This is a genomic window from Solirhodobacter olei (assembly GCF_004010155.1).
Taxonomy (GTDB): Bacteria; Pseudomonadota; Alphaproteobacteria; order Rhodobacterales; family Rhodobacteraceae; genus Solirhodobacter; species Solirhodobacter olei.
The window spans coordinates 22,369-45,290 of record NZ_RRYH01000029.1 but is presented as its reverse complement, the minus strand read 5'-3'; the positions used below and the strand labels follow the sequence as shown (position 1 = coordinate 45,290).

The window sequence follows — 22,922 nt, the reverse complement described above, 5'->3', positions numbered from 1 at the left end:
TTCTACGGCGCCTCACCCTCAGAAAAATCTGTGCGATGTCACGATTCAAAAGATCATCACAACATCCCTTTCGTCGGTCAAGGGTAACGACCCGGAAAAGGATAGCCGGCATTCAATTGCCCAAACAACCGGCTGATCACCGACGTCCGGCCTAGCACTCGAGGTGCTTGCGCTCGGCCACCCTTTCTGCCTCGGCTAGTGCACACTTGTGCTGAGAGGCCTTCTCCGCGATCACGCGCATGGCGGCATCGGTGAACCAGAATGCATGCGCCATCGGCTCCAACACCAACCCTCGCCGGCCCTTGTGCTCACCGATTCCACCGAAATCCACCACATCGAGTCCGGTTACAAATCCGCGCTCGATGGAGCGATAGATAAACTGTTCAAAGTGGAGATTGGGTATGTCCCCAGCCTGACCCCAATAAAGTGCGCGGCCTCTGCTAGAACCGTTGATACTCATCGAGGCACCTGCCCAGACATTGCCCTCGATGCTCACTGAAAGGTCAACAGACTCTGGCATGGTTTCAAAAACACGCCTAAAATAGTCCATGTTTAACGGGGGCTTGTTCGCATGTCGTGCAAAGGTCGAGACGTAAAAATCAAAGAATTGGCTGGCCATTTCAGGCTGTAGCCCCCCCCCTCTGAAATACCGAAAGTCGAGGCCGCGGGATTGGACTTGCCGCCTTTCGCGGTTTATCCGTTGACGCCGACTGCCTGTCATGCCCGCGACATATTCGGAAAAGGACATATCGTCGCCGGCGCGCCAGACAAAGGTGTTGCTCTCGCTTATGGCCATATCCAGCCCGCGCAAGATCTGGGGATCCCCAGATTCGGGCGCCAAATACGCAATCTGAACGGACGAGGCCCCGCGGTCCGCTGCCAGTTGCTTAAGCGAACCTATGAGCGCGCAAACGGCTCTCGTGCGGTCGACATTAGGGCGGACAAGAAAGCGCGTACCCGAAAACGTGGTGAACGGCACTTCCACCTGCAATTTTGGAAAATAACTTCCTACCAAGCGCTCATGCGCCAATCGTAGACCCATATCTACGCCCATTTCTCCTTCGTTGTGCGACTTTAGATATGCAGGCGCGACCGCAACAACTCTGTGTCGCGCATCACGCAGCACCACATGGCTGCTCGTGAAGCCATTTTCCGGCCCAGCTACACCTGAATCCTCCAAGGCCGCGAGGTGGCGATGACTCACCAAGAGATCATCGGGGCCGCAGCACCGATCCCACTGCTCCGCATCTACATCATGAATTGACTCAAGAATGCTCGCCCGCAATTCCATCAGAGCTCACCCACAACCAATCCTAAATGCTACACCGCCAATAACAGTTGAAGTGTCTCAACTGCGTAGGAGGTATTTATCTTAATTGTTGCCGCCATAGCCGGTTTGAACAAGCCAAGTAGGCGCTTATGGAATGGGCCCAAATGGAGCACTGACAATAACATCGCAACATGACGATGCGGCAGCTCGAAACTTTCGCCCCACCTCCGATCACACCCAGTTAACTGTATTGCTCCCACAAACCGCAAGCCCAGCTTCAAACAGTCCGTCGGCGCCACAGATGGTATGTCTCCCAGCCGCGCTCGATGGCCCACGACGCGGCAATGCTTCCCAGGAAAGAGAAAGCGAATGCCAGCGGCTTTGGGAAGGAAAGGTGGTATAGCAAGACATAGGCAATGATCCCATTAAGTACGAAGATTTGGAATGTAGCAGCACCAACGGCTTGCACACCATCTCGCAGCAGACCAGGCACCCTAACTGTGGGGAGGTAGAGCACCGTAATCGTGCCCAGCAGTATCCACACAGGGTAACGAAAGAGGTCAGTGAGCACATAGTCAATAAGGATTAGGGCCACCCCTAGGATGAGTGCAATAAAGCGGCGCGGAGGCGTGTCGGCGAAATAGCAACACCAGCCCAGCCAGAGAATTGCCAGATAGCGCTGAGGAACGTTGTAATCAAGGTACGATGTGTTCCAAACTGCAGGAGAAACCAACCAGACCACTACGAGGCTCGTTGCCACAGCGAGAGAAAACGGCCAGGGCCTATTGGTTGCAAACTTTCGAACGGCTGGAATGAGAAAAAATGCTCCCATCAAAAGCAGACACTGTACCAAAACCTGAACAAACCAGTATGGAAAAATTAACGTGTAGTGAGGCCCAATGAAATTCGTATAGAGAAACAGGAGGTCCGGATAGAACCGGTGCTCTTTTAACATATAGAGAGCGGAGAACAAAAAATATGGAATCAAAAGTACCCTAGTATAGCTAAATAAGGGGCCCCAAATATTACCACGAAAGAACGCCGAAGACTTAAAGCGCGCAAGGTTGTAGCCAATAAGGAAGAATAGAAGCTGGGTGCCGCCATAAACAAAAGCAGGATCCCACCTTGAATGGGTCGCAACGATAGCGGTGATGGCCAGGGCACGGAGGAGTATATTACTTTCCATTTCAGAAAGCCGCCGCTTTATACCTCCCTCTAGTTTTTCGAGTTCGAAAACTGGTAGGTTGTCCCAGTTGGACGGCAAAGCGCCAAGCTCTTTCTCAAGAGCAATGGTCATCTGAACGTAGTTTAGTGAGTCTCCTCCCAGGTCACGGAAGTTAGCGGTCGGAGCGATGTCCTTGCGATCGAACATGTGCTCGTAAAGAGAGATGACTCCGGCACCCTCAGCGTGACTTCGCCTTTCGGGGGCGGCTTCCATTCGACAAAGTGCTGCTAGTGCCTTTCTCTGGATCTTTCCAGTTCCAGTGGATGGTATTTCTCCAACCCCTTGGACCCGCACGGATTTTCCGGGCACAATGCCCCGGTCCTTGAGCGCATCGTGCACCGCACTCTTCACGACCTCGAGGTCCAAGCCTCTACCTTCCTGGACACCAACGAAAAATCCTTCGCCTCGCACGGCATCGGGTATCCCTGCGATGGCGATGCCACTATCGACCCCCAGGCGTCCCTGCACGTCCTGTTCGAGGTGAGCCGGATCCACTTTGATCCCGCCGCTATTGATAATGTCGTCGGCGCGGCCATCGAAGAACAAGTTCTCGCCTTCGAAGTGCCCGTTGTCGCCCGTGGTAAACCACCCATCCTTGCCAACCAGGGGGATAAGCGTTCCGTCTTCGACCCGAGCCATGGCCACATGAGGCCCCCTGATCTTGATGCGGCCTTCATCTGAGATCTGGACTTCGGCGCCGCCAAATGGGCGTCCTACGGACTCCAGCGCGGCCCCCTCGGTGTCACTGATGAGAAGAAATGTGGTTCGAGAGGCTTCCGTCAGGCCATAGTGCTGGAGGATGACAGCGTTGGGAAACAGCTCCTTCATCTCCTCCTTCTCAGCGCGGCTCATGTACTGGCTTCCGATTTCGATCCATTTCACTCGGGCACCTAGTCCAGCCAGCACCGAAGGATCCTGCAAAATGGTACGGAAGAGCGTAGGAACGGCAGAGATTGCGTTGATTTCCCCCGCCTCAAGCATGCGGCGGATTTCTATGGGATCGAAGCCGCGCTCAGGGATGTAGAATTTGCCGCCGGCCGCCGCCACAGCTCTGCATCGCCCAAGACCGAAAGAAAAGGTTATCGGAACTCCAATGTACTCACGGATCGAAGAGTCAACACGCATTGCAGAGTTGAGTCGTTCAACCGTGTTTGCCAGTGCTCGGTGAGATATCAGGATGGCCTTAGGCCTTCCCTCTGTGCCGGAACTGAAGAGAATCTGGGCCGGATCCTCCGTATCCTGCTGAACGATCTCTCCGTCGAACCAACCGCCACCAGCCTCCGGTGAAGCAATACCGTGTGCCTCATAACCGGGAACATCAGGAAGCCTTCCAGACGGGTCCAGAGCGGCGAACAGCGTATTGTCTCGATAGGCCTCAAACACCCGTCTAACGAAGTCGACAGAACTTATCTTCCGGATACCAATCACTTTCGGCACATCTGCCCCCCTGTGATGAAGCGTCACCGACAGGCACATCTTCCCTTTGCGGAGGCCAGAATCAAAGAAAAATCACTCGTTTTATTACCGCTTTATTCGCACAAGTCGGAGGGAACCGTTGCGGGCACCTGAAAATGCTTCGGATCCAGGTCGAAGGTAAGGACCCAGCCGCCCCCAGGGGAGAGCCTTCGAACGCAACCGCTCAGAGGGAGGAACGCCCTATGCAGATCGTGAGAACTGGGTTGGACTTGGCGAAGTACCTGTTCGAAGTTCATGCCTGCTGACCACATGTCTCGGATGTGAGGTCATGCACGTTGCCGGAGACGAGATGGCCCGGGTAGCCGGAACCGGCAGCAGCTTGGGCGACCTCTGCGAGAGTGTCTAGCGAGCCGCATTTTGGGTGGCACTCTGACCACAGATTAACGCGCTCCACTGGGCATTCCCGAAGCACACCGCCAAGGGAGCATCAAACAGATCTGCAAAGAGCCGCTCGGGGATAATCAAGTAAATCCCAAAACCGCTGAATGACTGCTTCTGCACCGCTGAAGGATGCTGCCAGATGGATGGCGGCTCCACTGCTTAGGAACCGGGCCGCCAACCATCCAAAATGGCATCCATCAGCAACCCGCAAGGGCACTTGCGGCACTTCACCGACCAAGGAGCTTCCGGGCTGTTGCACAACCCGGCCCGTCGCGGACTGCTTTAGCAGTGCGCAGGGTGAAACATGCTCCGCAATCCAGATAGAAAGCCGACTACTTCAGAGACCTGCTCTGCGTACATTCTTCGTCGGCGTGCTGCAGGCGGTCTGCAGGACACGGGTGTCGATCAGCGCGCATTGCACCTTGTCGCCTGCGATCTCCAGCTCCGGGCCGACGCCGGTCGCCGTCATCCCGACCCGGTTCATCCAGCGGATCAGCATGATTGGCAGCAGTGCTATCACCAGCTTCGCACCCACACCAACGGCCGCATCGCCAAGCGCCTTTAGCAGGCGGCGATGCACGAGCGGCCGACGCGAGGTCGGCACGTCGGGCGACAGGAAGAGGCGCGTGCCCTCCCAGACCTGCTCACCCACCGGGGCGGCGAAATACATTAGATCCAGGGGCAGATCCGACAGCTGACCTAGCTGGGCGTCGCGGATCATGTAGCTATGCAGCCCGCAGCGTGCCGTCGTCGGCGCGATCCGCACGCTGGCAAGGATCTCGCCACCCTCGTGCAGCAGCACCCAGCGGCATTGCGGCGTGTCGTATTGGTCGAACTCCATCCCATCGGCCTCGGGCAGCGCCCATTGCTTGCCCTGGATAAAGATCTCGCGCCGGAGCTTGAGATATTTGACAAAGAGATCGCCGTGCTCGTGTAGATTGGCGACGGAAAGCACCGCCATCTTGATGTCTTCCCCGGAATCCGCCGGCGTGGCGGCAGGGAGCGGTGATTTCGGGGCCGGCGCCACTGATGTTACCGGCTGCGCTGCACGAGCGCGGTGCGTCGTCGGCCCCGGGGACTGCCGCGCCTCCAGCTCCTCTTGAGGAACCAGACGCGGAAACACCCGCCATGCCTTGGATGTCAAGATCTCGGCTGGTGAACTCACCCTGGGTATTCCTTCGTTGGCGCAACAACAAGCACTATGGAGGCACGCCAAACTAGACGTAATCTACCTGAACTCGAAAGGTGATGTACTGCCACTCGCAAGCCCAACAAAGGCTGTCCCCACGAATCAAGCGTAATGGCCGCCCCCCAAAGTTGCAAGTATTTGCCGCAATTCTGCCACAGACTGTTTTCAAAATGTGCCAGTGCGTACCAGTGGTCTAGCCAGTCTTAACAACCAACCCTGAGTATCCAGGAACACGCGAATGAATCTTCCCGTGATGGGGCAGGACGTCGGAGTGGCAGGGTCCGCCCGGCAACCGGCCGCACCATCTACATCGATGCACCTGCCGCAACAGATGCATGACTATGCGTCGACGGGAATCGCGCTGTTCTGGCAGCGGATGATGAGTTGGGGCGCCGGCTTTGTGCTGGCGGCCTATTATTACAGCTTCTGGCTCGCACTGCTGAACCTCGGCATTGTCCTGCTCAGCGAGATCTTCGATCTGTGGAGCTGCCGCCGCATCCTTCGCCGCCCCCTAACGGATGTGAGAGACATCCGCCAGAACCTGACGTTACTCTACCTCGGCACCATCTTCAGCTCGATCGGGATCGTATATTTTGCCCTGTGGATCAGCGATGTGCAGGGACCGACGACGCATTTTATGCCGCTCTTCTTCCTCGTCGCTGCCTCCGTCTTCGCGGCGATGAACAACCACCAGATCCTCCCGATCCTGCGGCTGCGGATCACGATCTACGGTGCCGCGTTCCTCTTCATCCCGGCCTGGGACATCTGGCGCACTGGCGCCAACATCCATTCCGAACTCTGGATGCAAATGTTCACGGCGGCCTTCGTGCTTTATTTCCTGATCGATTGCTCGCGCATCTTCCTCGGTCTCTATCGCCGGCAAATGCGACAGATGGATGAATTGCGGGCTGAACACGAACGCACCAAGATCGCTTATAAGGCGAAAACCGAATTCCTCTCGACGATGAGCCATGAGTTGCGCACGCCGATGACGTCGATCAATGGCGCCGTTTCGTTGGCGCGCTCAGGCCAGCTTGGCGAGGTTCCGAAGCGGGTCGATTCGGTGCTCGGCATCGCCCAGCAGAATTGCGGCAAGCTTTCGGCATTGATCAACGACATCCTCGATCTGCAGAAGATCGAGGCCGGCAAGCTGGAAATGAATTTTCGTTCGTTGGAACTCGGCGGTTTCCTGAAGCGCAGCCTCGAGATCAACGCCCCCTATGGGGCGAAATGCAACGTGACATTCAGAGCCGAAACCTCGGGCGAGCCGGTTTTCGTGGAGGCCGACGAGAACCGGCTGGAGCAGGTGATGGCCAATCTGCTGTCTAACGCAGCCAAATTCTCACACCCCGGAAGCGAGGTCGTCGTGCGGCTCGAGGCGGAGGACAAGCTGGCCCGCATCCTCGTCATCGACCAGGGCGTGGGCCTTTCCGAGGAACATCGCGAGTTGGTCTTCGATCAGTTCAGCCAGCTCGACAGTTCCGACACCCGCCGAATCGGTGGCACCGGACTGGGGCTGAACATCTGCCGGCGCATTCTCGATCTGCACCACGCCACGATCGACTACCGCAAGAACGAAGGCCCCGGCACCTGCTTCTTCATCGAGATGGAGCGTTGTCAGCCCGCGCATAAGGCCGATCCCGACGAGGGCAAGGCCGCCGCCTGACTGCACGCACCCGGCGCCATCAGCCGCGCGGTCCGTAACCCATTGCGCGGATCTTCATACGCACACGCTCGATCTCGTCCTCTGGCAAGACCGGCGGCTCGCCGAGAACGCGCGCGGCGACATAGATTGCGGCCAGCGTCTCCACCTCCACCGCAAGCCTCAGCGCGCCATCGAGCGTTGTGCCCAGTGAGATCTGGCCGTGATGGCCCAGAAGACATGCCACCCGCCCCTCCAGCGCCTCCAGCGCCGCGTCGGAAAGCTCTTGCGTGCCGAAGGTCTCGTAGCGCGAACAGCGGATGTCCGGCCCGCCGGCCAGCGCGATCATGTAGTGGAACGCCGGGATGCCGTGACCGTGGACAGCCAGCGCCGTGGCATTCAGGGAATGGCAATGCAGCACCACCGCAATATCCGGCCGCGCCGCGAGGATGTCGCGATGAAAGCGCCATTCGGAGGAGGGCGCCCGCGCCCCATCGACCGCGCCATCGGGGCGCAGCACCACAAGGTCCGCTGGCACCATCCGCTCGTAGGGCAGCGAGGACGGCGTGATCAGGATCCCGTCCTCGCAGCGGATCGAGAGATTGCCGGAGGTGCCCTGGTTTATCCCGGTCTCGTTCATCCGGCGGCAAACCGCCACCATCTCTTCCCTCAGCGCCGCATCACCGCTTTGCATCCGCTTTACACCCGTTCCGGAAACAGCGCCGCCAGCCCGGCGCGAGAGGCCGGTGCCACGCCGCGCTCAGTGATCAGCCCGGTGACAAGCCGCGCGGGCGTCACGTCGAAGGCCGGGTTGCCGGCCGGCGTCGCCTCGGGTGAGATTCTGACCTGCGTCACGTGGCCCTCCGTGGTCTTGCCCCAGACCCGGCTGACCTCCTCCTCGTCGCGCTCCTCGATCGGGATCTCGGCCCCGTCCGAGACGGTCCAGTCGATCGTGGGCGAGGGCAGGGCCACATAGAACGGTACGCCGTTGTCCGCGGCGGCAAGTGCCTTCAGATATGTGCCGATCTTGTTGCAGACATCACCCGAAGCGGTGGTGCGGTCGGTGCCGACGATCACCATGTCAACCTCGCCCCGCTGCATCAGGTGACCGCCTGCATTGTCGACGATCAGGCGGTGGGGGATGCCGTGGCCGGCCATCTCCCAGGCCGTGAGCTGTGCGCCCTGGTTGCGGGGGCGGGTCTCGTCGACCCAGACATGAACGGGGATCTCGGCCTCGTGGGCAAGGTAGATCGGTGCGGTGGCGGTACCGTAATCGACCGTAGCGAGCCAGCCAGCGTTGCAATGGGTCAGGATGTTCACCGGCGCGCCGGCGGGCTTTTCCGCCGCGATCCGGCGGATGATCTCCAGCCCGTGGGCGCCGATGGCGCGGTTAATCTCGACATCCTCGGCCGCGATCTCACCTGCGCGGGCATAGGCCGCCGCCGCGCGCTCGGCCTCGGGCAGGGGGCGCAAGCGGCCCCGAAGATCGTCGAGCGCCCAGCGAAGGTTGATCGCCGTCGGCCGAGTGGCGTGGAGCAGTTCCCACGCGGCATCGAGGGCCGCGTCGGAGGGGTTCTCAGTCATCCGGAGGGCCAGCCCGTAGGCCGCCGTGACCCCGATCAGCGGCGCGCCGCGCACCCACATCTCGCGGATCGCGCGGGCGAAGTCGTCCAACGCACCTAGAGTCGCCACGCGGAACTCATGTGGGAGCCAGCGCTGGTCGATGATCTCGGACCGCCATCCGTCGGCATTAAGCCAGATGGTTCGGTAATGCTGTCCGTCGACCTTCACGCGCCCGCCCTCCGGGTTGTCCGGCCCGATCATGCCGCATTCAGCGGGGAAAGCCAGCCCTCGCGGGAACGTGGCCCAAGAGGGCCGCAATATATTAAAATCTATGGTATAAATTCAGGCTGTCGTGGTGCTGACGGGTGCCTTACCCTCGGTCAGAAGCTCTGCCTGGCGCTGACGCAGGCCACTGATGATCAAATGCAGCCCATGTTCGAAATTGGCATGCGTATCCTGGGTGCGCCGGGCAGCGAGCGCCTCTTGCAGGCGGGGGAATTGGGCCTTTTCCTCGGGGCAGAGAGCGGGGGTGCCGGCGCGTTCGCGGGCCACTCTCGCCTGGTATTCCAGTGCCGCGCCGAGGACAAAATTGTTCGTAGCGAGGATCGAGTTCAGCGCCTCCCCCGGCGGGAAACCGGCGCCGGTCCAGAGGCCGAGCCACTCCTCGATCATCGGCAGCATCGCCTCGGTCGGCCGCTTGCCGGCCATGGCCAGAGGCGCATCGCGATGCGAGATCAGTACCTTGTAATGCCGCCGCATCACCAGGGTGACCTTTTCCCACCACTCGATATTTTCCGGCAGCTTCTGTCGAGAGCGGGGCCCCGCCATCATCTGCTCAACCATCAGGTCCAGCAGGTGACGCTTGTCGCGAAAGTGCCAGTAGAGCGTCGGCGCGGAAACGCCCAGCCTACGAGCCAGCCCCCGCAGACTGAGCCCCTCCAGCCCCTTCTGTTCAAGAAGGCCGATGGCCGTCTGAACGATCTCCTCTCGCGTGAGCGCCATTCGCCCTGTCGCGTCCTCTCATCCCAAACTCATCCGAGCAGTAGCGCAAAGCCTGAGCCATGGCAAAATCTCATCGCCCCGATCCCCGTCGGCAAGGTTAAAGAATACTTGACGGACTGTAACGCAGGTCGCCCGGAGGCTCAGCGAAACCCGGGCAAGCCCCTGAAAAAAGGCAAAAAACCAGATACCGTCCCATGCGATCGCAGAGGCGGGAAGTCACCAGTTATCGCAAGGCGAGCTTGAGCGCCTACAACAGATTGTCTTGCAGGATGCGCGCTTCGTGAAAATGGGTGTTCGCAAGGAGGGCGGATTTATTGGTGGCCACACCCGCGACGGAAGGATCCCGGAGCCGGTGCACATCGGCGCTCGGCATGAGGATCTGGCAGGCCTTCTGGAGGGAATTGTGCTCTATGAAGCGCGGGCTCTCGAGGGCGGCATTGACCCGATGGTGGTCGCGGCTGCGGTGTCGTTCGGCTTTGTCTACATCCATCCCTTCGAGGATGGGAATGGCCGTCTCCATCGGTATCTGTTGCACCATGTCTTGGCCCGTGGCGGGTTCAATCCAGCAGGCCTGGTCTTCCCGATCAGCGTCGCAGTCTACCGCCGCATCGAGGAATACAGCGACGTTCTAAGGTCCGTGTCGGAGCCGATGATGGAGTTCATCGACTGGAAACCCACGGCCCAAGGGAATGTGGAGGTTCTGTCGGACACTGCCGTATTTTACCGCTTCTTTGACAGCACCATGCATGCCGAGTTCGTCGCCGATTGCGTCAGAGAAACGGTTGAGCAGGATCTCCACAAAGAAATCGACTACATCGAGCGCTATGATCGGTTCAAATCCAGTGTCGACGAGATACTGGAAATGCCGGCACGTATGGTGGATCTGCTGCGAGGATTTCTGGAACAAGGCAATGGTAAGCTATCCAGGCGCGCCTTGCGCAAGGAATTCTCGGCACTGACCGAAGAGGAAGTCTTCCTGATTGAGGAGGCCTACGAGGCAGCCTGGTCTTCCGATTTAGCTCCTCCAGACCACGCGCAGACGATCTAAATCTGCATGGTCGGACTACGGACTCGGAATATTGTCCAAGATCCCCTGCTTCTTACGGCGGATAGGCGGGGACATCGTAACAGCACCGCTTCTGCACCGCATCGAACCCGCGTCCGGGACCCCTTCGGCCGCCGCCCGCCGCCTCAGCCGCGGCTCTCGGGCTTCAGCCGGAAGACGGCGAGGTAGAGCGCCGGGACGAAGACCAGCGTGATAATCGTGCCAGCGATGATGCCGCCCATCATGGCGAAGGCCATGGGGCCCCAGAAGATCTCTCGCGAGATCGGGATCAGGGCGAGGCTCGCAGCCGCCGCCGTCAGCAGGATCGGCCGGGCGCGGCTGTCGGAGGCCTGGAAGACCGCCTCCCACGCCGGCACCCCGGCCTCGCGCAGGACCTCGATCTCGTGCACGAGGATGATGGAGTTGCGGATCAGGATGCCGATCAGCGCCAGCACGCCCAGGATTGCCACGAACCCCAACGGTGCGCCGGAGGGCAGGAGCGCCACCACCACCCCGATCAGCCCGAGCGGCGCGGCGCAGAAGACGATGAAGGCCAGGCGGAAGCTCTGCATCTGCATCATCACCAGCGTGACCATGATCAGCAGCATCAGCGGCACGACCGCGGCGATGGGCGCCTGGCTCTGCGCCGAGGATTCGACCGTTCCGCCGACCGCCACCCGGTAGCCCGGCGGCAGTTTGGCGGTGAAGGCGCGGATCTTCGGGGCCAGCGCGCCGACCAGCGTCGCAGGCTGGTCCTTGCTGCGGATGGAGGCGGAGACAGTGATCGTCGGCATCTGGTTGCGCTGGTAGATTACTGGCGGCTCAGTGCCGTAATGAAACACCGCGACGGAGGAGAGCGGGATGCCGGTGCCGCCGGTGCCGAGCAGCTGCAGCCCGCCGAGCGCCTCGATCGAGCTGCGGGCGGATTTGTCGCCGCGCGCCACGATGTTGACGAGGTAGGTCGCGTCGCGCAGCTGGGTGACGACTTGGCCCGAATAGACGGTGTCGAGGGCGCCGGCGATATCCTGCGGCGTCAGGCCAAGCTGGCGGGCCTTGTCCTGCAGGATGTCGACGCGGATGACGCGGCCGGGTTCGTTCCAGTTCATCACGATGGAGCCGAGGCGCGGATCGCTCGCCATCGTGGCGGCAAGGTCGCGGGCGCGGTCGCGCAGCACGGCGATATCGGGGCCGGAGATGCGGTACTGCACCGGCCGGCCGACGGGCGGGCCTACCTCGAGGAACTTCGGGAAGATGTCGGCGTTCGGGAAGTCATTGGCGGAGAGACGCTCGATATGCGCTTTCAACCGGTCGCGGGCGGCGACGGAGGGGGTCTGGTAGACGATCTGGCCGATGTTCGGCCCCGGAATGCCGACGTTGTAGGACAGGATGAAGCGCGGCGCCGTGGTGCCGACATAGGAGGTCCAGAAAAGCTTGTTCGGGTCGCGGCGCAGCGCGGCCTCCAGCCGGTCCATCGTCGCCTTCGTGTCGGCGATGGAGGCATTGCCGGGCAGCGTGACATCAACGATCAGCTCCGGCCGGTCGGAGGTGGGGAAGAACTGCCGCTCGACGAAGCGCATGCCGTAGACCGAAAGGCAGAAGGCCGCCAGGGTCAGCCCGATGGTCAGCCAGCGGACGCGCATCGCCCCACGCAGCACAGCATGGAAGGCGCGGCGCAGCCGGCCGGGGGCGGCGGGGTCGTGGGCCTTCCATTTCGCCGGCAGCAGGGTGACGCCAAGGAGCGGTGCAAAAAGCACAGCGGCGATCCAGCTCACCAGCAGCGACACGGCGATGACGACGAACAGCGAGAAGGTGTATTCGCCCGCCGCGGAATCGTTCAGCCCGATCGGGATGAAGCCTGCTGTGGTCACCAGCGTGCCCGAGAGCATCGGGAAAGCGATCGAGGTCCAGGCATAGGAGGCGGCGCTGGTGCGGCTTTCGCCTCGCTCAAGCCGCGAGATCATCGTCTCGATCGTGATCATCGCATCGTCGACGAGCAGCCCGAGGGCAATGATTAGCGCGCCGAGCGAGACCCGTTGCAGCGAGATGCCGAGGTATTTCATCACCACAAAGGTAATGGCGAGCACCAAGGGGATCGTCACCGTCACCACAAGCCCAGCACGCAGGCCCAGGCTGATGAAGGACACGACGAGGACGATCGCCACCGCCTCAGCCAGCGCGCGGAGGAAGCCACCGACGGCGTGCTGTACCACCTTCGGCTGGTCGGCGACATGGTGGACGGCAATGCCGATGGGAAGCTGGGCAGTGGCGGCCTGGATTACGCCGCTCAGCGCCTTGCCGAAGTCGATGATGTTGGCGCCGGGCTTCATGCCGACCTCAAGCCCGATGGCGGGTTCCCCGTCGTAACGGAACAGCGCGCTTGGCGGGTCGGTGTAGGTGCGGCGGATGGTGGCGACATCGGTCAGCCGGAAGAAGCGGTCGCCGACGCGGAGGTTGACGTTGGCGAGGCTCTGCGTGCCGCGGAACTGGCCGCCGAGATGGACCAGCACCTTCTCGGGTCCCGCGTCGATGGTGCCGGAGGGCAGGATCGCGTTCTGGGCCTGCAGCGTGCCGAGCACGGCCTGTTCGTTCAGACCGAGGGCAGCCAGTTTGCGGGGCGAGAAGTCGAGGTAGATCGCCTCCTCCTGCGTTCCGAAAAGCTCCACCTTGCCGGCCTCGGGCATGGCCTGAACGTCGCGCTTCACCCGGTCGACATAGTCGCGCAGCTGGCGCGGAGTGAAGCCGTCCGAGGTGAAGGCGTAAAGGTTTCCAAACACGTCGCCGAAGTCGCTGTTGAACTGAAAGCCCTTAAATTCCTGCGGGAAGTCGGGGCGGATGTCGGCCATCATGTTGCGCACATTCTGCCAGATCCGCGGCAGCTGGGCCGGCTTGGTGGTGGGCAGCAGGTTGACGTAGACGATGGCCTGGCCGGGCCGGGTGACGGAGCGGGTGAAGTCGAGCTCGGGCAGTTCCTTCAGCTTCTTCTCGATCCTATCGGTGACCTGGTCCAGCGTCTGGTTCACCGAGGCGCCGGGGAGCGAGGCGGAGACGATCATCGTCTTGACCGCGAAGTTCGGATCTTCGGCGCGGCCAATGGTCATGTAGGCCATGATCCCGGCGATCAGGCAGACCAGCATCAGGAACCAGGTGAAGGAGCGGTGCTTCAGCGCCCAGTCGGAAAGGTTGAAGCCCTTCATGCCGGCACCCGCGGGCCGACATGCTGGCCCTCCCTCATCGAATTGACGCCCTTGGTCACCACCTCCTGCCCGGCCTTTAGCCCGGCGCGGATCAGCACCCGGTCGCCCGCCCGGGAGCCGAGCGTGACGGTCTGGCGGTGGACCGTCCGGGTTTCAGGATCGACGACCCAGACCGCCCCCAGCCCGCCGATGAGGGCCGTCACCGGCAGCGTCAGCTGCGCCTGCGTGCGCGCGTCGGGAGCGACCATGACCAGCGCGCCGAGGCGGAACGGGACCGGTGCGTCGGGGGCAAGCGTCAGGTGAAGGCGGCGGGTTCGGGTCGCGGGGTCGGCCACCGGATCGATCAGCCGCAGCGTGGCGGTGGATGCGACCTGCGGCGCGGCCTCCAGCGCGACGCGGAACTCCGCGCCGGGCGCCAGGCCCGCGGCATCCTGTTCGGAGAGGTCGATCAGCACCTCGCGGTCGCCGGTCGATGCGAGGCGGACCACGGCCTGCCCCGGTGTCAACGAGGTGCCGGGCTGGACGTAGACATGGGTGATCACCCCGGCCATCGGTGCGCTCAACGTGGCGAAGCCGCGCAATTCGCGGGCCTGGGTGCGCGAGGCACGGGCCTGGGAGAGCTGCGCCTGGGCGGTGACAAGCGCGCTGTGGGCGGCCTCGGCCGTGGCCGGGCTGTCGACGCCGCGCGCGACGAGCTCGTCCGCCCGCCTGGCGGCATCCTGCGCGGTCGACAGCTGCGCCTCGGCCACGCGGACCCCGGCCTCCGCCGCGCGGACCTCCGCGTCCAGCTCCTGCGGATCGATCAGCGCCAGCGTCGCGCCCTTCTTGACCACGTCGCCCTCCTCGATCGGCCTTTCGGCGAGCGTGCCTGCAATGGGGAAGCCGAGGTCAGTCTCGGTCCGCGCGGCGACGGTGCCGGCGTAGCTTGCCTGCAGGCCCGCCCGAGGGCTGACGATCTCGGACACGACCGGGCGGGCGCCGGCGCGCGGCGCCGCCTCGGGCTTGCAGGCGGCCAGCGCGAGCGGCAGCAGGGCGATCAGGACTGCGCGGCGCATCAGAACCCCTCCGCCCGGCGCACCGCACGGCCGGGATAGAGCCGGTCGGCGCCGAGGCCGACGACCATCTGGCCGTCCTTCAGCCCGCTTTCGAGGATGATCCGGCCGGTTTCATAGCGCAGGATCTCCACCTGCTGCAGGTGGACGCGGCGGGTCTTCGGGTCGACCACCCAGACGGCGGGCCCGCTCTCCGTCGCGGCCATGGCCGTCCACGGCAGCGAGATGCGTGGCGGGTCGACCTGGCGGATGGTGCCGACGATCGCATCGCCAATGCGCGTTCCTGCCGGCAGCGCGGGCATGGCGACCGTCACCTTCACCGTGCCCTGCCGCGGATCGACCAGGGGCGAGATCAGCCGCGGCATGCCGATGACAAAGTTGTCCGGCTGGTCGACCGGGGCGAGCACCACCTTTACCGGCGCACTGGTACTGCGGGTCAGCAGCACCTCGGGCACCTGGAAGATCGCATCTGTGCGCAGGCCGACGGCGAGTTTCAGCACCGGCTGCGCCGCGCCCACGACCTGGCCGACATCGGCCATCTTGGCGATCACCTGCGCCGCGGCGGGGGCCTTCAGCACGGTGTCGGTCAGGGCCTTCTTCGCGCGGTCAAGATCCGCCTGGGCCTGGGCCACGCCGGCCTCGGCGGCGCGCAGCGCGTCGGCCGACGCGTCACGGGCGCTGCGGGTGGTCGCGCCCTGCTTCAGCAATCCGTCCTGACGCGCGGCATCGTCGCGCGCCTTCACCCACGTGGCCCTGGCGGAGGCGAGTGCCGCCTCGGCCCCGCGCAGCGCCTGCTCCTGCTGCACCGAATCCTCGCGCGCCAGCACCGCGCCCGCCTTCACGTGATCACCGCTCGCCACCATCATCTTCGCGATCCGCCCCGAGCTCGGGAAGGAGGCGGTCAGCGTGTCGCGGGCCGCGACCTCTCCTGTCAGCGACAGGCTCTGCACGTCGGGACGGGGATGGACGGTGAGGATCTGAACGGCCAGCGGCGCCGGATCGGCGAAGACGGCCGAGGGGGCGGTGAGCGCAAGGAGGGCCGCAAGACAGGCGCGGGAACGTCGCCGCATGTTCTCTTTCCAGACTTCTCCCGCCCCGTATAACCCGAAAAATGATGATTCAAAGAAAGTTACGCTCCGGATTTCCGGATTTTTCGACCCACAGGCCGCTCAGATGCCACCATACCAGAGCGCGAGATGTGGCCTGGCTCCTTCAACCGGCGTTTGTGGCCGGGGGGAAGAGGCCGAGACGCGCGACCTCCTCCGCGCTGAGCGCCAGATCGAAGCGTTCGGAAAGCAGCCTGCGCCAGTCGGCGGGCGAGGCGACGATGGTCTCGCCTTCGGGGGCGGAAAGGCGGGTTCCGGTCAGGGTGGCCAGGCCCCGGGGCTCCGGCCGGCTGACGAGGGGGCCGGCGGTGAAGCGACTCTGCGGCGCGGTCGCGGTGAAATGGTTGGCCTGGACAAGGTCGATCGGCCAGACCCGCGCCTCGGTGAAGCTGTATTGCGCCGCGCCGTTGCGGCGAAGCATCCAACCGTGATCGGCATCGCGGGCAAGGGCGTGGGTGATCCCGGCCGCATCCGTCACCGCGCCCTCGGCCAGCGGCAGCAGTGGGGCGATGGCGCCGCCGAAGCCGACATCGGCGATCCAGTCGCGCCCGTCGGCCTGCACGAGGATCAGGGTATGGGTGCGCGGCGGCGGGTCGTCCGGCGTCGCGGTCAGCCAGACCCGGCCTAGAAGCGGGCGGGCGGGGAAGCCGAGCGCCGTGAGGACGCGCAGGAAAAGCGCGTTTTGCTCGAAGCAATAGCCGCCGCGGCGGGCGGTGACGAGCTTGTCGAAGATCGCCTCGGGCGCCAGCGAGATGCCGCGGCCAAGCGTGATGTCGAGGTTCTCGAACGGGATCGCGCGGCGGTGGAGCGGCTGCAGCGCGGCGATGGTTTCGGCTCGCAGCGAGGTGGCGCTGGAAAACCCGATCCGGGCGAAATAGGAGGCAAGGTCTGTGGGCGTCATCGGGGCCTCCGGCAGGATCCGCCCCCGGTTCTAGGCGGGGTGGCGGCGCGGCTCAACCCTCGGGCGCGGCAGGCGACATTTCTTCCGCGAGCGCGGCTATCATCTGCCGCCGGAGATCGCCGAGCCCGGCCAAGGCGGCGGCGGGGGGTGCGGGATCGGCCTTGCCCGCCGCGTCGTTCCGGATCAGCGCCGCCTTCAGGCGCAATGCGCCCAACATGCCTACCGCATCGGCAAGGGGATGAACCTCTGCCGCCAGCGGTCCTAGGGCCCCGCCCACACCGGCGGCCCCTGACGGGCTTGCCGAAGAAGTCTCGACAATGTATACATTTTGGGAAGGCGGGGGAGGGCTCGATGGAGACGCCGGGCAGCGGAACACAGGCGATGCGGGCGCTGATCGCACTGCGCGAACGCATCCTTGCCGGCACGATCGGCCCCGGAACGCGGCTTCTCGAGGTGCCGCTCTCGGAGGCGCTGGAGATCTCGCGCACGCCCTTGCGCGAAGCGATGGCCCGGCTGGTGGAGGAGGGGTTGCTGGAGCGGGTGCGCGCCGGCGGTTTCGTGGTCCGCAGCTTCGGCTTCCAGGACGTGATCGATGCAATCGAGCTGCGCGGCGTGCTGGAAGGCACCGCCGCACGGCTTGCCGCGGAGCGCGGGGTGGGGGAGGAAGCGCTCACCGAGCTCGGCGAGGTTGTCTCGGCGCTCGACCTTTGCTTCGGTGCCGCACCCGGGGAGGTGGAATTCGAGCGCTATTCGGAATTGAACGCCGGTTTTCACGAACGCCTTTCCGGCCTTGCGGGCAGCAGTGTGATCAAGCGCGAGCTTGACCGAGTAACGCGACTTCCATTTGCCTCGCCTTCGGCGTTCCTGCCCGACAAGGCCGATATCGTGGCGTTCCGCCGCTCTCTGAACGTGGCGCAGGACCAGCACCGTGCCATGGTTGCGGCCATCGCGGGGCGGGAGGGAGCGCGGGCAGAGGCACTGGCGCGCGAACATGCGCGGCTCGCGCGGCAGAACCTTGAATACGTAATGGAGGAGGACCGCTCGCTCCTCTCCCGCGTGCCGGGCATGGCGCTGATGGTGGGGTAGGGCGCGGGCGCCGACATCCGCTTAGGCCGACCCAAAACGGCGGGCGTAGCCCGCCGGGCCAGCGCCCGTCCACCCCCCCAGGGCGGGCGCTTCTGGTGCATCACCGCCCCGGTAAGCCGAAGGGGTTCGCTGCGCCATAAACGGACAGACCGACCCTTCCACTGGCGCCTCCCGGCGGACGGCCCCCTCCTCGGCGCGCGGGTCCGCCGCAGGGTGGGCATTCATTGCGCAAGGCCGCCCCGCTCTTTTCCGCGTAGGGCGTCATCGTGGTTCTCGACAGCGGCCTCTCACGAATGTATACAATCCGCAGCTCATTGAGGGAGGAGATCATGGCTGCTAGCAGTCTCGAAGCGCTTATGCAGGAGCGTGGCAATGTCGTCGACATGCTGCGCAATTCCCGAATCGGGATGTATGTCTATCCGGTGGTGACCCCGGAATTTTCCAACTGGCGGGACGAGCAGCGCGCCTGGCGTGACAGCGCGGTGCTGTTCGACCAGAGCCATCACATGGACGAGCTGATCGTCGAGGGCCCGCAGGCGGAGGCCTTCCTCGCCCATCACGGCATCAACAGCTTCGCCAATTTCGCACTGAGCCGGGCCAAGCATTTCGTGCCGGTCACGCCGAACGGCCATGTCATCGGCGACCACATCATCTTCCGCGAACGTGAGGACAAGTTCATCCTCGTCGGTCGCGCCCCCGTCTCCAACTGGCTGCAGTTCTGCGCCGCCTGGGGTAAGTGGAATGTGCGCATCAAGCACGACCCGCGCTCGCCGTCGCGCCCCGAGGGCGAGCGGGTCCTGCGCACTCATTATCGCTTCCAGATCCAGGGGCCGGACGCGCCGAAGATCTTCGAGAAGATGAACGGCGGCCCAATCCCGGAGATCAAGTTCTTTCATGTCGACTGGATCAACATCGGCTCCAAGAAGGTGCAGGCCCTGCGCCACGGCATGTCCGGCGCGCCGGGGCTGGAGGTCTGGGGGCCCTACGAGGACAAGCACTACGTCCATTCGACCATCCTTCAGGCCGCCCGCGACGCAGGTGTGAATCTCGTCCAATGCGGCAGCCGGGCGTACTCCACCAACACACTCGAATCCGGCTGGATCCCCTCGCCGCTGCCCGGCATCTACACCGGCGACGGGATGCTGAAGGACTATCGCGAATGGCTCGGCGCCGAGAGCTACGAGGCCGCGGGCTCGATCGGCGGCAGCTTCGTGTCGCAGAATGTCGAGGACTATTACGTCAACCCCTTCGAGCTAGGCTACGACTTCTACATCGGCTGGAAGAAGGATGACTTCATCGGCAAGGCCGCGCTCGCCAAGATGAAGGAAGGCCGGAACCGTAAGAAGGTGACCTTCGAGTGGAACCGCGAGGACGTGCTGAAGGTTATCGCCTCGAACTTCGAGGAGGGTACGCCCTACAAGTGGATCGACTTCCCGCAGCCGAACTACGCCTCGTCTTCCGCCGACATGGTCACGAAGGACGGCAAGATGTTGGGGATGTCGATGTTCAATGGCTATTCCTACAACGAGCGCTGTCTGCTCTCGCTCGGCGTCGTGGCGCCGGAGGTAGAGGTCGGCGACGTGCTGACGCTAGTCTGGGGCGAGCCTGAGCCCACAGGCAAGACCTCGACCGAAACGCACCGGCAGGCGGAGATCCGCGTCCGTGTGGCGCCCACGCCCTATGCCCGCGAGGCGCGCGAGAACTACGCCGACAGCTGGCGCACCCGTACCAACGGGTAACGGAAAGGGCTGGGGCGGGTATTTCCACTCGCCCCGGCCGGAAACAGCGGGCGAAGCCCGCCGGGCAGCGAGCGCCCTACCCGTGGACGGTCGCGGGCCCTCCTCGGCGGGTTGACGGGCGTAGGATGCGCATTCACTGCGCGCCATCGGAGCCTCAGAAGCTCGCGACCACCTTGCCCGCGCCCTCGGCCATAAGCTTGTCGAGCACCGCACGGGTCGCCGTGACGAACACGTCCGACGCCGGAAGATCCTCTCCGAACACCTCCCGCAGGCTCAGCGCCGCCTCGTGGATCGCGCCCGCGTCCCGCGCCGCGCCAAGCCGCTCGCGGAACACCCCGGCAAGCGGATCCTGCACTACGATCTCCGCCCCCGCCTCGTCGAAGCCCGCCGCGTATCGCATCCAGGCCGCGACGCCGAGCGCGAGATGCGGGAAGGGCCTTCCCGCCGCGATCAGCTCGCGTACCGCGCCAAGCATCCGCTGCGGCAGCTTCTGCGATCCGTCCATCGCGATCTGGTAAAGCCGGTGCCGCAGCGCCGGGTTGCGGAAGCGCTCCCTCAGCTCGGCCTTGTAGGCGGTCAGGTCGAAACCCGGCAGCGCGGGCAGGGTCGGCGTGATCTCCTCCATCAGCCCCTCGACCAGGGCTGAGAACCCCGGCGCTTCCATCGCATCTGACACGGTCTCATGCCCCGCGAGATAGCCGAGATAGGCGAGGCTCGAATGGCTGGCGTTCAGGAGTCGCAGCTTCACCAGCTCGAAGGGGGTGACATCGGCCGCCATCGTCGCGCCGGCCTTCTCCCAGGCCGGGCGGCCGCCGGGGAAGTGATCTTCGATCACCCATTGGGTGAAGGCCTCGGTCACGATGGGCCAGGCGTCGGTCAGCCCCGTGGCGCCCTCGACGAAGGCACGGTCGGCGTCGGTGGTGGCGGGCACAATCCGGTCGACCATAGTTGAGGGGAAAGCGACCTTCGCCGCGACCCAGGCGCCGAGCTCGGGCGATCGCAGCTCGGCGAAGCGGATGGCGACGCGGGCGAGCGTTTTGCCATTGGCCGGAAGGTTGTCGCAGGAGAGCGCGGTGAAGGGCGCGACGCCCGTAAGGCGGCGGCGGTCAAGCGCCTCGACCAGGAAGCCGATCGCGGTGCGGGGCGTAGCGGGGTGGGCGAGGTCGTGCAGGATATCCGGATGCGCCTCGTCCAGCGTGCCGGTCGCGGGCAGGTGGCAGTAGCCCTTTTCCGTGACGGTGAGCGAAACGATGCGGGTCGTGGGCGCGGCCATCAGCTCCAGCACTGCCCCCGGATCCTCTGTCGCGACCAGCAGCTTGGGGATCGCGCCCACCACGCGGAAGGCATCGCCCGCCGCACTTCGGGTCGCAACGGTGTATAGCCCGTCCTGTGGCGCCAGTGCGTCGCGCGTGCCGGGACTGCGGAGAGAGACGCCGGCGATGGCCCAGCCTGGATCCTCCGCCAGCAGGCTGTCCGTGTAGACGGCCTGGTGCGCGCGGTGAAACGCGCCGATGCCAAGGTGGACGATGCCGAGCGTCAGCCCGGCGCGGTCGTAGCCCGGGCGGGCGACCGTAGCGGACAGGCGGTCGAGGGTGGCGGCGGAAAGACGGTCGGTCATGTCGGGCTCGGCTTTGGGAGGGGTCAGAGCTTGTAGGCCTTCTTTACCAGCCGGTAGGTCAGGTCCTCAGCCACCTCGGCGGCCTCCTCCTCGCTCAGCCGGTGGGTGGCGACCAGCTCCGCCAGATAGGCGCAGTCGATCCGCCGGGCCATGTCGTGCCGCGCCGGGATCGAGGGGAAGGCGCGGGTGTCGTCGTTGAAGCCGACGGTGTTGTAGAACCCGGCCGTCTCGGTCGCGGCGCGGCGGAAGCGCAGCATCCCCTCCGGGCTGTCGTGGAACCACCAGGGCGGCCCGAGACGAAGCGCCGGGTAGACGCCGGCCAGCGGGGCCAGTTCGCGGGTATAGGAGGTCTCGTCCAGCGTGAAGAGGACGATGGTCAGGTCACGCTCCATCCCCACCGCGTCCAGAAGCGGCTTCAGCATGTGGACGTAATCGGTCCGCACTGGGATATCGGTGCCCTTGTCGCTGCCGAAGCGGTTGAAGAGTGCGGGCGAGTGGTTGCGGAACGAGCCCGGGTGGATCTGCAGCACCAGCCCGTCGTCGAGGCTCATCCGGGCCATCTCGGTCAGCATCTGGCCACGGAAGAGGTCCTGTTCCTCCGGCGTCGCGGCACCGGAGAGGACCTTTGCGTAAAGCGCCATCGCCTCGGCCCGCGGCAGGTCGGCGGTGCGCGCGCTGGGGTGGCCATGGTCGGAGGAGGTCGCGCCATGGGCGATGAAATGCGCGCGCCGCGCGCGGTGGGCAGCAAGATAGCCGTCCCAGGTGCGGGTGTTCTCGCCGGTCAGCTCGCCGAGGTTCGCGATCCGCTCGGCGAAGCCCGCAACGGAGGGGTTCACAATGTCGTCGGGCCGGTAGGCGGTGACGACGCGGCCCTTCCAGCCCGAGGACTTGATGCTGGCGTGATGGGTCAGCGGGTCGAGAGCGCCCTCGGTCGTCGCGATCACCTCGATATTGAAGCGTTCGTAGAGCGTTCGGGGCCGGTAGTCGGGGCTTTGCAGATGCTCGGCGATGCGGTCATAGATGCCGTCGGCCGTGGCCGCGGTCAGCCGCTCGGCCACGCCGAAGAGCGAGACAAGCGTATGTTCCAGCCACATGCGCGAGGGCGTGGCGCGGAACAGCTGGAAATTCTCCGCAAAGCGGCGCCAGATCGCCCGGCCGTCGGTCTCGTAGGCGCTCCCGTCGTTCGGGGCGACCCCCATGTCCTCCAGCCGGATCCCCTGCGAGATCAGCATGCGCAGGATATAGTGATCGGGCACGATCAGAAGCTGCGCCGGATCCGGGAAGGGCGCATTCTCGGCAAACCAGGCGGGGTTCGTATGGCCATGCGGGCTAACGATCGGCAGGTCCTTCACATGGGCGTAAAGGCTGCGAGCGATGCCGCGGGTGTCGCGGTCGGCGGGGAAAAAACGGTCGGGATGCAGGGTCATGAGCGG

Annotated in this window: 17 protein-coding genes; 4 read left to right on the top strand and 13 right to left on the bottom strand. The window is 64.1% G+C overall.

What is annotated here, in order from left to right:
- Nucleotides 1-151 precede the first annotated feature (151 nt).
- The 3 genes from EIP85_RS18015 to EIP85_RS18005 form a co-directional block, all read right to left on the bottom strand.
- Complete coding sequence (locus tag EIP85_RS18015; RefSeq protein WP_127903602.1) at nt 152-1,291, bottom strand: GNAT family N-acetyltransferase; 1,140 nt, start codon at nt 1,289-1,291, stop codon at nt 152-154.
- Between the two features lie 256 nt (nt 1,292-1,547).
- Entirely contained in the window at nt 1,548-3,971 is a 2,424-nt protein-coding gene (locus EIP85_RS18010; protein ID WP_127903601.1) for an AMP-binding protein, read from the bottom strand.
- 718 nt (nt 3,972-4,689) lie between these two features.
- Nucleotides 4,690-5,313 (bottom strand): acyl-homoserine-lactone synthase, encoded by a 624-nt coding sequence (locus EIP85_RS18005; protein ID WP_127903600.1) that lies wholly within the window; start codon nt 5,311-5,313, stop codon nt 4,690-4,692.
- Between the two features lie 466 nt (nt 5,314-5,779).
- On the opposite strand from EIP85_RS18005, the gene EIP85_RS18000 reads away from it, so the two are divergent.
- A complete protein-coding gene (locus tag EIP85_RS18000; protein WP_127903599.1) occupies nt 5,780-7,207 on the top strand; it encodes a sensor histidine kinase in 1,428 nt (475 codons plus the stop codon).
- A gap of 19 nt (nt 7,208-7,226) precedes the next feature.
- Here the strand turns inward: EIP85_RS18000 and EIP85_RS17995 are convergent, their stop codons facing one another.
- From EIP85_RS17995 to EIP85_RS17985, 3 genes are all read right to left on the bottom strand, one after another.
- Entirely contained in the window at nt 7,227-7,877 is a 651-nt protein-coding gene (locus tag EIP85_RS17995) for a class II aldolase/adducin family protein (protein WP_127903598.1), read from the bottom strand.
- Nucleotides 7,878-7,882: 5 nt separating this feature from the next.
- The gene (gene mtnA, locus EIP85_RS17990; RefSeq protein ID WP_127903630.1) at nt 7,883-8,974 is read right to left on the bottom strand and encodes an S-methyl-5-thioribose-1-phosphate isomerase; all 1,092 of its coding nucleotides are present in this window, start codon (nt 8,972-8,974) and stop codon (nt 7,883-7,885) included.
- A 114-nt stretch (nt 8,975-9,088) separates the two neighbouring features.
- A complete protein-coding gene (locus EIP85_RS17985) occupies nt 9,089-9,748 on the bottom strand; it encodes a TetR/AcrR family transcriptional regulator C-terminal domain-containing protein (RefSeq protein ID WP_127903597.1) in 660 nt (219 codons plus the stop codon).
- Nucleotides 9,749-9,932: 184 nt separating this feature from the next.
- On the opposite strand from EIP85_RS17985, the gene EIP85_RS17980 reads away from it, so the two are divergent.
- Complete coding sequence (locus tag EIP85_RS17980; RefSeq protein WP_127903596.1) at nt 9,933-10,796, top strand: Fic family protein; 864 nt, start codon at nt 9,933-9,935, stop codon at nt 10,794-10,796.
- A 143-nt stretch (nt 10,797-10,939) separates the two neighbouring features.
- Here the strand turns inward: EIP85_RS17980 and EIP85_RS17975 are convergent, their stop codons facing one another.
- The 5 genes from EIP85_RS17975 to EIP85_RS22880 all read right to left on the bottom strand — a co-directional run bounded on the left by EIP85_RS17975 (nt 10,940) and on the right by EIP85_RS22880 (nt 17,263).
- Nucleotides 10,940-13,987 (bottom strand): efflux RND transporter permease subunit, encoded by a 3,048-nt coding sequence (locus tag EIP85_RS17975; protein WP_127903595.1) that lies wholly within the window; start codon nt 13,985-13,987, stop codon nt 10,940-10,942.
- Nucleotides 13,984-15,042, bottom strand: coding sequence for an efflux RND transporter periplasmic adaptor subunit (locus EIP85_RS17970; protein ID WP_127903594.1), 1,059 nt, complete (start codon nt 15,040-15,042; stop codon nt 13,984-13,986). Before EIP85_RS17970 ends, EIP85_RS17975 begins: the two co-directional genes overlap by 4 nt.
- On the bottom strand, nt 15,042-16,109 hold the full coding sequence (locus EIP85_RS17965; RefSeq protein WP_127903593.1) for an efflux RND transporter periplasmic adaptor subunit: 1,068 nt from the start codon (nt 16,107-16,109) through the stop codon (nt 15,042-15,044). The genes EIP85_RS17970 and EIP85_RS17965 overlap by 1 nt, the downstream gene beginning before the upstream one ends.
- Before the next feature lie 142 nt (nt 16,110-16,251).
- Nucleotides 16,252-17,046, bottom strand: a complete 795-nt coding sequence (locus EIP85_RS17960) for an arylamine N-acetyltransferase family protein (RefSeq protein WP_127903592.1) — start codon at nt 17,044-17,046, stop codon at nt 16,252-16,254.
- A gap of 52 nt (nt 17,047-17,098) precedes the next feature.
- Nucleotides 17,099-17,263, bottom strand: coding sequence for a hypothetical protein (locus tag EIP85_RS22880; RefSeq protein ID WP_164871790.1), 165 nt, complete (start codon nt 17,261-17,263; stop codon nt 17,099-17,101).
- Between the two features lie 134 nt (nt 17,264-17,397).
- On the opposite strand from EIP85_RS22880, the gene EIP85_RS17955 reads away from it, so the two are divergent.
- On the top strand, nt 17,398-18,132 hold the full coding sequence (locus tag EIP85_RS17955) for a GntR family transcriptional regulator (RefSeq protein ID WP_127903591.1): 735 nt from the start codon (nt 17,398-17,400) through the stop codon (nt 18,130-18,132).
- A 329-nt stretch (nt 18,133-18,461) separates the two neighbouring features.
- Entirely contained in the window at nt 18,462-19,871 is a 1,410-nt protein-coding gene (ligM, locus tag EIP85_RS17950) for a vanillate/3-O-methylgallate O-demethylase (protein WP_127903590.1), read from the top strand.
- 154 nt (nt 19,872-20,025) lie between these two features.
- Here ligM and EIP85_RS17945 read toward each other — a convergent pair whose 3' ends face one another.
- A complete protein-coding gene (locus tag EIP85_RS17945; RefSeq protein WP_127903589.1) occupies nt 20,026-21,489 on the bottom strand; it encodes a mannitol dehydrogenase family protein in 1,464 nt (487 codons plus the stop codon).
- A 23-nt stretch (nt 21,490-21,512) separates the two neighbouring features.
- Entirely contained in the window at nt 21,513-22,916 is a 1,404-nt protein-coding gene (gene uxaC, locus EIP85_RS17940) for a glucuronate isomerase (RefSeq protein WP_127903588.1), read from the bottom strand.
- Between the last annotated feature and the right edge of the window lie 6 nt (nt 22,917-22,922).